The sequence below is a fragment of the Streptomyces sp. genome (assembly GCF_036566765.1).
Lineage (GTDB): Bacteria > Actinomycetota > Actinomycetes > Streptomycetales > Streptomycetaceae > Streptomyces.
In genome coordinates this window covers 1-11,686 of record NZ_DATCVQ010000169.1, presented here as the reverse complement: position 1 = coordinate 11,686, position 11,686 = coordinate 1, and the positions used below count along the sequence as shown (strand labels likewise).

General features: G+C 73.9%; 11 protein-coding genes and 1 pseudogene. 2 read left to right on the top strand and 10 right to left on the bottom strand.

What is annotated here, in order from left to right:
• Both VIU94_RS09140 and VIU94_RS09135 read right to left on the bottom strand, forming a co-directional pair.
• The coding region (locus tag VIU94_RS09140; protein ID WP_331909464.1) for an SWIM zinc finger family protein at positions 1-733 on the bottom strand (733 nt) is incomplete at its 3' end.
• The gene (locus VIU94_RS09135) at positions 730-3,561 is read right to left on the bottom strand and encodes an SCO1167/SCO6262 family helicase (protein WP_331909462.1); all 2,832 of its coding nucleotides are present in this window, start codon (positions 3,559-3,561) and stop codon (positions 730-732) included. The genes VIU94_RS09135 and VIU94_RS09140, both read right to left, overlap by 4 nt.
• A 249-nt stretch (positions 3,562-3,810) precedes the next feature.
• On the opposite strand from VIU94_RS09135, the gene VIU94_RS09130 reads away from it, so the two are divergent.
• Positions 3,811-4,146, top strand: coding sequence for a hypothetical protein (locus tag VIU94_RS09130; RefSeq protein ID WP_331909460.1), 336 nt, complete (start codon positions 3,811-3,813; stop codon positions 4,144-4,146).
• A gap of 86 nt (positions 4,147-4,232) precedes the next feature.
• Here the strand turns inward: VIU94_RS09130 and VIU94_RS09125 are convergent, their stop codons facing one another.
• From VIU94_RS09125 to VIU94_RS09110, 4 genes are all read right to left on the bottom strand, one after another.
• Entirely contained in the window at positions 4,233-5,618 is a 1,386-nt protein-coding gene (locus VIU94_RS09125; RefSeq protein ID WP_331909458.1) for an alpha/beta hydrolase, read from the bottom strand.
• 130 nt (positions 5,619-5,748) lie between these two features.
• Complete coding sequence (locus VIU94_RS09120; protein ID WP_331909456.1) at positions 5,749-6,663, bottom strand: helix-turn-helix domain-containing protein; 915 nt, start codon at positions 6,661-6,663, stop codon at positions 5,749-5,751.
• A gap of 7 nt (positions 6,664-6,670) precedes the next feature.
• A complete protein-coding gene (locus tag VIU94_RS09115) occupies positions 6,671-7,120 on the bottom strand; it encodes a DoxX family protein (RefSeq protein ID WP_331909454.1) in 450 nt (149 codons plus the stop codon).
• Positions 7,121-7,213: 93 nt separating this feature from the next.
• Positions 7,214-8,365, bottom strand: coding sequence for an ADP-ribosylglycohydrolase family protein (locus VIU94_RS09110; protein ID WP_331909452.1), 1,152 nt, complete (start codon positions 8,363-8,365; stop codon positions 7,214-7,216).
• A 141-nt stretch (positions 8,366-8,506) separates the two neighbouring features.
• Between VIU94_RS09110 and VIU94_RS09105 the strand changes: the two genes are divergently transcribed.
• Entirely contained in the window at positions 8,507-8,794 is a 288-nt protein-coding gene (locus VIU94_RS09105; RefSeq protein ID WP_331909450.1) for a DUF6343 family protein, read from the top strand.
• Between the two features lie 16 nt (positions 8,795-8,810).
• Here the strand turns inward: VIU94_RS09105 and VIU94_RS09100 are convergent, their stop codons facing one another.
• The 4 genes and pseudogenes from VIU94_RS09100 to rpsA all read right to left on the bottom strand — a co-directional run.
• A complete protein-coding gene (locus VIU94_RS09100; protein ID WP_331909448.1) occupies positions 8,811-9,197 on the bottom strand; it encodes a tetratricopeptide repeat protein in 387 nt (128 codons plus the stop codon).
• A 92-nt stretch (positions 9,198-9,289) separates the two neighbouring features.
• Positions 9,290-9,895, bottom strand: a complete 606-nt coding sequence (gene coaE, locus VIU94_RS09095; protein WP_331909446.1) for a dephospho-CoA kinase — start codon at positions 9,893-9,895, stop codon at positions 9,290-9,292.
• A gap of 137 nt (positions 9,896-10,032) precedes the next feature.
• Positions 10,033-10,971 carry a PAC2 family protein gene (locus VIU94_RS09090; RefSeq protein ID WP_331909444.1) on the bottom strand — a complete coding sequence of 313 codons (939 nt, stop codon included), beginning with the start codon at positions 10,969-10,971 and terminating at the stop codon, positions 10,033-10,035.
• Positions 10,972-11,214: 243 nt separating this feature from the next.
• Positions 11,215-11,686: pseudogene (gene rpsA / locus VIU94_RS09085) on the bottom strand (30S ribosomal protein S1); the annotation flags it as partial.

The window sequence follows — 11,686 nt, the reverse complement described above, 5'->3', positions numbered from 1 at the left end:
CGGGGGCGGGCAGCGGGTCGGGCAGCGGCGGCAGGGCATGGCCCCCGGTGCGCGGGGGCAGCACGGCGCGCGCCGGGACGGTGGGCATCGCCGGTGCGGCGCTCGTGCTCTCGGCGGCGGACTGCGCCGCGTTGCGCCGGGTCAGCGCGGCGAGGATCTCCTGCTCGCCACGGCCGCGCATCAGGAAGAGGACGAAGGGGTCCTCGTCGAGCAGCCGGGACGCCTGGTAGCACAGAGCGGCGGCGTGCTTGCAGGGGAAGCCGTCGTCGGGGCAGGAGCAGTCGGGGATCAGGTCCCCGGGCGCGGGCAGCAGGTCGGCGACGGCCGCGAGGGCGTGCGGCACGTCCTTGTCGAGGAGGGCGGCGATGTGCTCCGGGCGGGCCGCGGCCGCGTCGAGGAACCGCTCCCAGTCGTCGTCGCCGAGCGTGCGCAGCCGGATCTCGGTGCGGTACGGGCGCGGCCGGCTGCCGTGCACGTACGCGACGACCCGGCCGGGCGTGACGGTGATCGCGTCGACCTGGCCGCGGCCCGCGTACGCGCGGCCCCGGCTCAGCCGGGCCGGGTCCAGGGCGGTGTCCTCCAGCGCCTCGACCCAGGCGTTGCCCCACCAGGTGGCGGCGAAGCGGCCGTCGGGGGCCTCGCGCGGGGGCACCTGCGGGAAGGTCCTTCGCCGGTCGTCGTGGCGGGCGGCCGGTCCGGAACCGGGGCGGCCGGCGGGGATGCGGCGGTTCACGACAGCCTCCTCAGGGACACCAGGTCGGCCAGTTCGCGGTCGGTCAGTTCGGTCAGGGCCGCCTCGCCGGAGCCCAGGACGGCGTCGGCGAGGGCCTTCTTGGAGCGCAGCATCTCCGCGATGCGGTCCTCCACCGTGCCCTCCGCGACCAGCCGGTGCACCTGCACCGGCTGGGTCTGTCCGATGCGGTAGGCGCGGTCGGTGGCCTGGTCCTCGACGGCCGGGTTCCACCAGCGGTCGAAGTGGACGACATGGCCGGCGCGGGTCAGGTTGAGCCCGGTCCCCGCGGCCTTGAGGGACAGCAGGAACACCGGCACGTCGCCGGACTGGAAGCGGTCGACCATCCGCTCCCGCTCGGCCACCGGCGTGCCGCCGTGCAGGAGTTGGCTGGGGACGGCGCGCGCGGCCAGATGGTCGGAGAGCAGCCGCGCCATGGACACGTACTGGGTGAAGACCAGGACGGAGCCGCCCTCGGCGAGGATCGTGTCGAGGAGTTCGTCGAGCAGGGCGAGCTTGCCGGAGCGGCCGGCCAGCCGGTGGCCGGCGCGCCCGGCGGGCTCCTTCAGGTACTGGGCGGGGTGGTTGCAGACCTGCTTGAGCGAGGTGAGCAGCTTCATCACCAGGCCGCGGCGGGCGATGCCCTCGGCGCCCTCGATCTGCGCCAGGGTCTCGCGCACCACCGCCTCGTACAGCGAGGCCTGTTCACGGGTGAGGGCCACCGGGTGGTCGGACTCGGTCTTGGGCGGCAGCTCGGGCACGATCCCGGGGTCGGACTTGCGGCGGCGCAGCAGGAACGGGCGGACCAGCCGGGCGAGACGCTCGACCGCCTCCTGGTGCTCGATCTCCTCGTTGTTCTCCACGGCCCTGGCGTGCCGGGCGCGGAACGCCTTGAGCGGGCCCAGGAGTCCGGGGGTGGTCCAGTCGAGCAGCGCCCACAGCTCGGAGAGGTTGTTCTCCACGGGGGTGCCGGTGAGGGCGACCCTGGCCGGGGTGGGGATCGTCCGCAGCGCCTTGGCCGTCGCGGAGAACGGGTTCTTGACGTGCTGCGCCTCGTCGGCGACGACCATCCCCCAGTCCTGCTCGGCCAGTCGGGGCGCGCTGGTGCGCATGGTGCCGTACGTGGTGAGGACGAAGCCGCCGTCGAGGCCGTCGAGGGACCGGTCGGAGCCGTGGAAGCGCCGGACGGGGACGCCGGGGGCGAACCGCTCGATCTCCCGCTGCCAGTTGCCGAGCAGGGAGGCCGGGCAGACGACGAGGGTGGGGGCGCGACGGGCGCGACGCAGATGCAGGGCGATGAGCGTGACGGTCTTGCCGAGCCCCATGTCGTCGGCGAGGCAGCCGCCGAGGCCGAGCGAGGTCATCAGGTCCAGCCAGGCGAGGCCGCGCAGCTGGTAGTCGCGCAGCGTGGCGTCCAGGCCGGGTGGCGGGGCGATGTTCTCGGGGCCGCCGACGAGCCGGTCCCGGAGCGCGGCGAGGGCGCCGACGGGCGTCGCGGGGACCGTCTCGCCGTCGATCTCGGCCGTGCCGGTGAGGGCGACGGCGAGCGCGTCCACCGGTTCCAGCAGGCCCAGTTCGCGCTTGCGGGCCTTGCGGACCAGGGCGGGGTCGACGACCACCCACTGGTCGCGCAGCCGGACGACGGGGCGGTGCGACTCGGCGAGCGCGTCCATCTCCCGCTCGGTCAGCGGGTCCCCGTCCAGTGCGAGCTGCCAGTTGAAGCGGAGCAGTTCCTCGCTGTCGAAGAACGAGGTGCCGTCGGTGGCGGAGCCGGGCGCGGAGCGGGCGGGGCGGACGACGGCCGTCGCGGCGAGCGAGCGGGCCAGTTCACGGGGCCAGTGGACGGCGACCCCGGCGTCGGCGAGCCGGGCGGCGGCCGGGCCCAGGAGCTCGTACAGCTCGTCCTCGGTGACGGCCAGGACGTCGGGGACGTCGCGCTCCAGGAGCCGGCCGAGCGGAGGCCAGACGCGGGCCGCGCGGCGCAGCGCGAGGACGGCGTCGATCCGGGCGCGCGGCCCGAAGTGCTCGTCGCCGTCCCCCGCCCACAGGGCGGCGGCGTCGATGACGAGGGTGGGGTCGGCGAGGCTGTGCACCTGGAGCAGCGCGGCCGCGGCCTGCCGTTCCTCGCCGCCGTCCTCGGCGATGTCGAAGAGTTCGTACCCGGACAGGTCGAGGCGCAGCGACACCCGCACTCCGGCGTCCATCCCGGCCGCGGCCTCCGCCGCCCAGGAGCGGGCCTGCGGCAGATGCTGCGGGGCAAGGGCCGCGAAGGGCCGGCCCGCGGCGTGCGCGGCCGCCGGGGTGCGGGGCAGCGTGTCGGCGACGGCGTCGAGGAAGGCGCGGATCAGGGCCTCGGGGTCGGGCACCCGGAGCGGGCCGGCCCCGGGGGCGGGCACGGCATGCGCCTCGTACGGCATGGCCGCGGCGACGGCCCGCAGATGGGCGATGTCGTCCGGGTCGAGCGGACCGGCGCGCCAGGCGTCCATGTCCTCGGCGGTCAGCCCGGGCAGCAGCCTGCCCCGCGCGATCAGCTGCAGCGCGTGCAGCGCGGCGGCGCCCCAGCAGGCCGCCGCGGGGTGGGCGGCCGGATGGCGCCGGGCGGAGACCAGATGCGGCAGGGCCGCGGCGACAGGCAGGACGACGGCGGGGACCGTACGACCGCGGGCGCCGCCGCCGTGCCGCCGGACGACGGTCAGCTCGGCGCGGGCTCCCGTCCCGTCCGGGGGCTCGGGCAGCGGTCCGCCGTCGGGCGCCCAGAACGCGACCCGTCCCTCGCGGGGCAGGGCGGCGGGCAGGAAGACGACGGCGCAGCTGTGCCATGCGGGGCTCACGACCTGGTCACCTCCCGATCCGCGACGGATTCCGACTGGACCTCCGACGATACGGGCGAGGACTGACAACGGGTCGTCACGCGGTGTAGCCCGGGCGGCCCAGCATCGGGTGACAGGGGGTGCCGGGCACGGGATGGTGGCGAGGAACAGCGCCACCGCCTTCTTCCGTACCGACCCGTACCCGATCCGTTCCGACCCGTACCCGACCCGTTCCGACCCGTACCCGACCCGTACAGACGAGGATCCGTCATGTCCCCTCACCGGCGCCTCGGCATCGCCGCCGCGGCCACGCTCATGTCCTTCGCTGTCGTGGGCTGCTCCGGCCTCGGCCGCACCGCCGTGGGCACGCTCACGTACGAGACCGAGCGGGAGCTCGTGGTCACGGTCACCAGTCCGTCGGTCAACGGCTGCCACCGGCTGGCGCCGTCCGGCGTGACGAGGCTCGAGAACCGCACGCTGCTCGATCTCGTCCTCTACCCGACCCGGAACTGCAGCGGCGACGTCTCGACGTACGTGGCGACCAACACCAGCGACACGATCGCGCCCCGCGCACGGCTCTGGCACAGCTACACCGTCGTCCACTGACGTCCCCTGCGGACACCACGGCGCGCCGCGCCCGGACCCCCGTCCCGGGCGCGGCGCGCCGTCGCCGTGCAGCCTGACGCCCCCCGCTAGCGCAGCAGGAAGTCCTGGGCGACGCGGGCCCCTTCCTCGCTGCGGCCCTGGGCGGCGTGTCCGACGCCTTCGAGCACGACCAGCTCGGCCCGCGGATGCTCCGCCGCGACCCGGCGGGCCCAGCGCATCGGCGTGGACAGGTCTCGGTCGCCGGCCAGCAGCAGGACGGGCATGGTCAGCGGCCGGTCGGGCGCGGGCGGGAGAGGGCGCGAGGACGGCCAGGGCAGGCAGGTCCGCGGGATGCCCTGCCCGCCGGCCGTGCTCCGCTGGAACGGCCACACGTCGGCCGGGCGGATCGCCCGTACCGCCCGTGCCAGGGCTTTCTCGCGGCCTTCGACGGGCGCGGCGGAGTCGCCCCAGGGCCAGGCCGAGTCGGCGCACAGGGTGGCCGCGTGCAGGCCTGAGCTGAAGTCCTCCGCCGGCTCCCCGCCCGGGTCGGCGAACCCGGCGACCAGCCGGTCGAGACGGGTCCGGTCGCCGCCCGCGGAGGCGTGCAGCGCGTCCAGGATGCGGAGCCGGGGGTCGTCGAGCTTGGGGTCGACGATGCTCGCAAGGACCAGCAGGTTGAACACGCCGACGCCGTTCCCGTCCCGCCGCACGACCTGGGCGAGGTCCTTCGCCGGGTCGAAGCCGCAGCTCTGCTCCCGGCACGCGGTCCGCAGCACCCATGCCGAGTGGCCCATCGCGTCCTCGTAGAGGACCCCCGCGCCGTCGAGCGGGACGACCGAGTCGAGGATCAGCCTGCGCACCCGGTCGGGGTGGCGCAGCGCGTACTGCCCGGCGGCGAAGGTCCCGTACGAGACGCCGTCGAGGGTCCAGGACCGCAGCCGCAGGGCCCGGCGCAGGTCCTCCAGGTCGGCGACGGTGTCGGCGGTCGTGTAGAAGTTCCGCTTCTCGCCCAGGAGCCCGGCGCAGGCGCGTACCGCCTCAGGGGTCGGGGGGACGGTGTCGCTGGACCCCACCTGCTTCTGGAGGTCCGGGCAGTCGATCGCCCCGGTCCCGGTGCCGCGCTGGTCGATCATCACGAGCCGGTACTCGGCGAGCGCCTTGGGGAGCCATCCCCGCAACCGCGCCACATACGGCACGCCCGGCTGGCCCGGCCCGCCGGTGAGGAAGAGCAGCGTGCCCCGGGGCGCGTCGGCGTCCCCGAAGACGGCCGTGCGCAGCTTCAGCGTGCCGGGGACGGTCCCGGTGCGGTCGAGCGGCACGGTCAGGTCGGCGCAGGTCACGTCGGGCTGCCCCGGACAGGGCCGCTGGCCGGTCAGCTCCGCGGCACCTGGCGGGGCGGAGGTCCGTGCGGCGCCCGCGGGCGCGGATCCCACGCACGCGACGGCGGTCAGTACGGTCGCCAGCGCCACACCGGCGCGGGTGAACAGGGTCATTCTCGGTCCCCCGGTCGAACGCTCGAAGTCGTCGGACGCATCACCGATGCGTCGCCGGGCGGATCAATGGCACGCCGGCAGTCGCATCACGGACATCGTGGGGCCCGGCCGCTTCAGTGGCGTTGAACATTCATGCGCGATCGGCGAGAAGTCGCCGTACGGCGCTGGGGACATGACCCGTATGGGCGCGGCAGGTCCGCGTCAGATGCGCCTGGTCGGCGAAGCCGTACGCGGCGGCCAGCGTCCGCAGGCCGTCCGCGCCCTCCTCCAGGTCCTGGAGGACCCCGCGGACCCGCAGTTCGTTGCGGTAGCGCGTCAGGGTCGTACCGGTCACGGCGTGGAAGACGCGGCTGAGGTGGTGGGGCGAGACGCCGACCCTGCGCGCCAGGTCCTCAAGCGGCAGCAGCAGCGCCGGGACGCCGCCGGCCAGGACGGCGCAGGTGTCGCGGACGAGCCGCCGGTGGACGCGCAGAGTGCTGCGTCGGGCGGGGGTGTCCGGCGTCCAGTGGCCGGCCGTGACGGCGAGCTCGTCGAGCAACCCGTGGATCCGCTCCGCCAGTTCGAAGGTCTCGGCACCGCGCCGGGCGGCGGCCAGGAGGGCCCGGTGGCGCAGATCGGCGGTGCCGGTGACGGCAAGCAGACGGGAGCGGCCGGGGGCGCGGTCGAAGCGGTCGGCGTACAGCTGCGCGTCGATCCGGATGTCGGTGGACCGGTCGCCCGGGCCGACGGGGTGGGCGACCCGGTGCTCGTCGCCCGGCCTGGTCAGGTAGCCGCCGGTGGCGTCGACGAAGAACTCCTCGCCGGCCACCTGGCGCAGGTACCCGCCGGAGCGGGTGAGGACCACGCAGTGCTCCTCCTGGACCCCCGGCCCCACGAAGGAGGGGCGGTCCTCGCAGCACAGGATGTCCACGACGGTGATCCCGGCGGCGTCGATGCGCCGGCACTGCGCGCCGCGCCGCTCCCGGACGACGTCGCTGCGCAGCAGCTCCGCGATGCCGCGTGCGGTCCTCGGGCAGCCGTCGGTCTTCTCCTCCATGACGGTCATGCCGGTGTCATGCCCGGCGCAGCAGCAGGGCGAACAGGCGTGCGTTCTGCTCGCGACGGGTCCAGGCCACCACGGCAAGCAGCGCCGCGAAGACGAGCGGGGTGGCCGCGTTCTCCCCGTCGATGTAGACCAGCGTGAAGGTGAACGCGCCTGCCATCAGCCCGATCAGGGCCGTCGCCGCCACGCCGGAGAGGATCGGGATCACCAGCGCGATCGCCCCGGCCAGTTCGAGCCCGCCGACCGTGTACATGAACCAGTCGCCCCAGCCGATCCTGGCGAAGCTCTCCGCGGCGTAGTGGTGGCCGATCAGCTTGGGCCCGGCGCTCGGGATCGCGAACATGAGGGCGAGCAGGACCTGCAGGACGCGCACGGAGATGTCGGCGCGGCGGCTCAGTCGCTTCCCGGAACCCGGGGCGACGGTGGTGGCGGTGGTGGCCTCGGGGGTCAGGGTGGTCATGGTGTGCTCCTCGTGTCGGCGTTGCGTTCGCTTTCACAGAGGTAGACAGGACCGGAGTCCCGAACTCATCGCTCCCGGCGGGACTTTCCTCGATCAGTTTCCCGGGTACCGGTCGGCGGAGTGCACGGGCGCTCCGTACACGGCCTTGTTGTGCTCGAACTGCAGGCTGAACTCGTCGGCGACCGTGGCGATCACCGTCCGGCCCTCCGTCAGCATCAGCCATTCCACCGGCAGTTGGACGTCGCCGTACGCGACGCCCAGCAGGTTTCCGCAGAGCGAGCCGGTGGAGTCGCTGTCCCCGGAGTGGTTGACCGAGAGCAGCAGGGCCTCCGCCGCCGAGGCGGTCGGCGCGAGGAAGCAGTACACGGCGATGGACAGCGCTTCCTCTGCGATCCACGCGGCCCCCAGCGACTCCACCCGCTCGGGGCTCGGTGCACCCGGCGTGCCCGCCAGGTCCACGGCGGCCCGCAGCGCCGCCGTGGTCTCCTCGTGCCCGGCGTGCCGCCGCAGCAGTTCCATCGCACGCAGCACCGCCGCCGGGCCGGACTCTCCCCGCAGCAGGTAGGCCACGATCGCGGCGAACGCGCCCGCGGACAGCGAGGCGGTCGGATGGCCGTGGGTGATCCGCGAGGCCGCCGCGGCCAGGGCGAACATCCGCGCCGGGTCCCCGCCGGTCAGCCCGAAGGGCGCGGACCGCATGACCGTGCCGCACCCCTTCGACTGCGGATTCACCGGCCCGGGCTCCCCCGGCGCGCCCGAGGGGTCGGGGACGTGCCCGGCCGCGATCCCGGTCAGGCAGGCGTTGCCGGGCGCACGGCGCGCGTACAGCCAGGGCTGAGTGCGCAGCCATCCGGTGCGAACGAGGTCGTTCCCGCCGCGCGCGGGCGGCGCGGGGTAGTTCTGGGTGTCCAGCCAGCGCCGGTACGCGTGCTGAAGGCATGTGGTCTCCGCGCCGCCGATGCCCTTCTCTGCGGCCCGGGCGCGGGCCCGGATCAGGCCCTCGGCGGTGAACAGCGTCATCTGGGTGTCGTCGGTGACGCGGCCGATCACCCCGTCCGCGTCCTGCACCATGCCGGTGACGCCGCGGTCCCCGTACGTGCGGCGGATCGCGTCCAGGGAGAGGAATTCGACCGGGTTGCCGAGCGCGTCGCCGATCGCGCCGCCCAGCAGACAGCCCCGCACCCGGGAGCGGCGTACCGCGGTCTCCTGCCAGCTCCGGGCCTGCGCCGACACGCCGTCGTCCATATCCGCCCCCACGTCGCTCCGTACCCTCTTCGCTCGGTACCGGCTTCGATCCGTACCGGCTTCGATCCGTACCGGTGAACGGCGACGGCGCGGGTACACCCCCAGTAGGCCCTGGTGGCCTCGCGAGGAGATGCGACCGTCATGCGTACCGGGAATGAGCCGCTGACCGCACGCAGCCCGCTGCGGATGCGATTCTGGCTGAGTCTATGGGGTCTGATCTGGGCCGGCTTCGGCACGGCCGTGTTCTCGCTGGTCGGCCGCCCGGGCTGGGCGGCGGCCTGCGGCGTGCTGCTCCTGGTGGTCGCCGTCGACATGGCGATGATCCTGCGCCACCTGCATCAGGGCCCGCACTACCAGCCGGGCCGCGACATCCCCCCGTACGAACCCGACCACGGCGGCGACGGACGACGCCGGCCGCGCAGCGGGTGAGCCGGGACGGGACCGGTCAGTCCTCGGCGGCCGGTCTGCCCTCGGACTCGAACCGGGCCGCCTTCAGGTACTCCGGCTTGGGGTCGAGCGCCGCCGCGAGCCGGAAGTGCCGGATGGCCAGATGCGGCCGGCCGGAGCGCTGGAAGGTGCGGGCGAGCGCGAAGTGCGCGAACGCGTTGTCCGGTTCGCGCTCCAGGACCAGCTCGAACTCGAGCTCCGCCGGGCGCAGTTGGGCGGCGGCGAAGAAGGCGCGGGCACGCAGCAGCCGGGCTGCGGTGTTCTCGGGATGGGCGCCGATCACCGAGTCCAGCAGCTTCACCGCACCGCGCGGGTCCCGGGCGGCGAGCAACTGCTCGGCCGCGCGGAAGTCGATGACGTGGGTCTCCGGGTTCGTGTAGGCCACGCTGGCATCCTTCCCCTCGCTCCGGCGGTTCAACAGCGGTCACGACAGCGGTATTCCGACCGGACGCCACGCCGACGAGGATCTGCGCCGGCCTACTCGCTGTGCGCGGCCCGCTCCCGCAACTGCTCCCAGACCTTGCGCACCTGGGGTTCCAGCGCCTCCAGCGGCCCGTCGTTGTCGATGACGAGGTCGGCGACGGCGCGCCGCTGCTCGCGGGTGGCCTGGGCGGCCATCCGGTTCCGGGCCTCGGACTCGGCCATGCCGCGGAACCGGACCAGCCGGTCGAGCTGGGTCTCGGCGGACGCGTCCACGACGACCACGAGGTCGTACAGCGCGGCGAGCCTGTTCTCGGTGAGCAGCGGGACGTCGTGGATCACGACGTCGTCCGGGCCGGCGAGCCGCTCGAGCGCGGCGGACCGGGCCCCGACCAGCGGGTGGACGATGGCGTTCAGCGTCGCGAGCTTCTCGGCGTCGGCGAACACGCGGGAACCCAGCTTGGGCCGGTCCAGCGCACCCTCGGGGGTGAGGACGCCCTCGCCGAACGCCTCGACGATCGCCGCGAGCCCGGGGGTGCCGGGCTCCACGACTTCCCGCGCGATCTTGTCGGCGTCGATCAGCACGGCCCCGTACGAGACGAACAGCCGCGACACTTCGCTCTTGCCGGCGCCGATTCCACCAGTCAGGCCGACGGTCAGCACGACTTTGCCTCCAGCTCTCATCCCCGCGTGTGCGGGGAGCAATTACCGGTGCCGATTCCACCAGTCAGGCCCACGGGACCATCCCCGCATGCGCGGGGAACATAGCTGGAGGCACAGCCCGCAGCCATATTAGAGGATCAGGCCTCGCCCTCCCGCTCCGCGAGGAAGCGCTCGAACTCGCGCCCGATCTCGTCCGCGGACGGCAGGTCGACGGGCTCCGCGACCAGGTTGCCGCGGGTCTCGGCGCCGGCCATCGCGTCGTACTGGTGCTCAAGCCCCTGGACCAGGGACACCAGCTCCTCGTCCCCCTCGCCGATCTGCCGCTCGATCTCGGTCTGGGTGCGCTGCGCCTCGGTCCGCAGGGAGTGGGCGACGCCGGGCAGGACGAGACCGGTCGCGGCGGTGATCGCCTCGAGCGCGGTCAGCGCGGCGTCGGGGTAGGCCGACCGCGCGACGTAGTGCGGGACGTGTGCGGCGACGCCGAGGGTGTCGTGTCCGGCCTCCGTCAGCCGGAACTCGAGGAGGGACTCGGCGCTGCCGGGCACCTGGGCCTCATCGAAGGGGCTGCGGTGGCCGGGCATGAGGTCGGTGCGGTTTCCGTGCGGGGTCAGGCCGACGGGGCGGGTGTGCGGCACGCCCATGGGGATGCCGTGGAAGTTCACCGAGAGCCGGACGCCGAGGCGCTCGACGACCTGGCGGACGGCGAGCGCGAAGCGCTCCCACTCCACGTCCGGCTCGGGGCCGGAGAGCAGCAGGAACGGCGCGCCGGTGGCGTCCTGGACGAGGCGCACCTCGATGGCGGGGGTCTCGTAGGCGGTCCAGCGGTCGCGGCGGAAGGTCAGCAGGGGCCGGCGGGCGCGGTAGTCGACGAGCCGGTCGTGGTCGAAGCGGGCGACGACCTGGTGCGGCAGCGTGTCGAGGATCCGGTCGACGATCTGCTCGCCCGTCTCGCCGGCGTCGATGTATCCGTCGAAGTGGTAGAGCATGACCAGTCCGGCCGACTCCTGTGCCAGCGCCATGTCCACCACGGCCAGGCCCTTGGGCTCCCACGCGTACAAATCCTGGGGATCAAGCACGATTACCGCTCCTCCTCGTGTCCGTACGCGTCAACGCCGGTCACAGCGCGTGCATTCCCCGCGGCGCGGCGGGTTTCGTCCGGGCAGGCGATTCGTCGCGGGAAGGTGTTCAGTCGCTGGAAGGTGTTCAGTCCCTGGAAGGCGTTTAGTCCGGGGGACACGACAGAGGCCCGCCTCCCGGACGAACCGGGGGGCGGGCCTCTGTACGAGCGGCTAGCTACTGGCTGCTAGCGCAGAGCCTGTTCAGCTCTGGCCGCCGGCCAGCTTCTCGCGCAGCGCGGCAAGGGCCTCGTCCGACGCCAGGGCGCCGGAGTTGTCGTCCGACTCCGAGGAGTACGAACCACCCGAGACGCCCGCCGGGGCGCCGGCCGGAGCGGCGGTGCCACCCTCGGCAGCGGCGGCCTCGTCGGCCTCGCGGGACTTGATGACCTGGGCCTGGTGCTGCTCGAAGCGCTGCTGCGCCTCGGCGTACTGGGTCTCCCAGGCCTCGCGCTGAGCCTCGTAGCCCTCGAGCCAGTCGTTGGTCTCGGGGTCGAAGCCCTCGGGGTAGATGTAGTTGCCCTGGTCGTCGTAGGACGCGGCCATGCCGTACAGGGTCGGGTCGAACTCGACCGAGGCCGGGTCGGCACCGAAGGCCTCGTTGGCCTGCTTCAGCGAGAGGCTGATGCGACGGCGCTCGAGGTCGATGTCGATGACCTTGACGAAGATCTCGTCG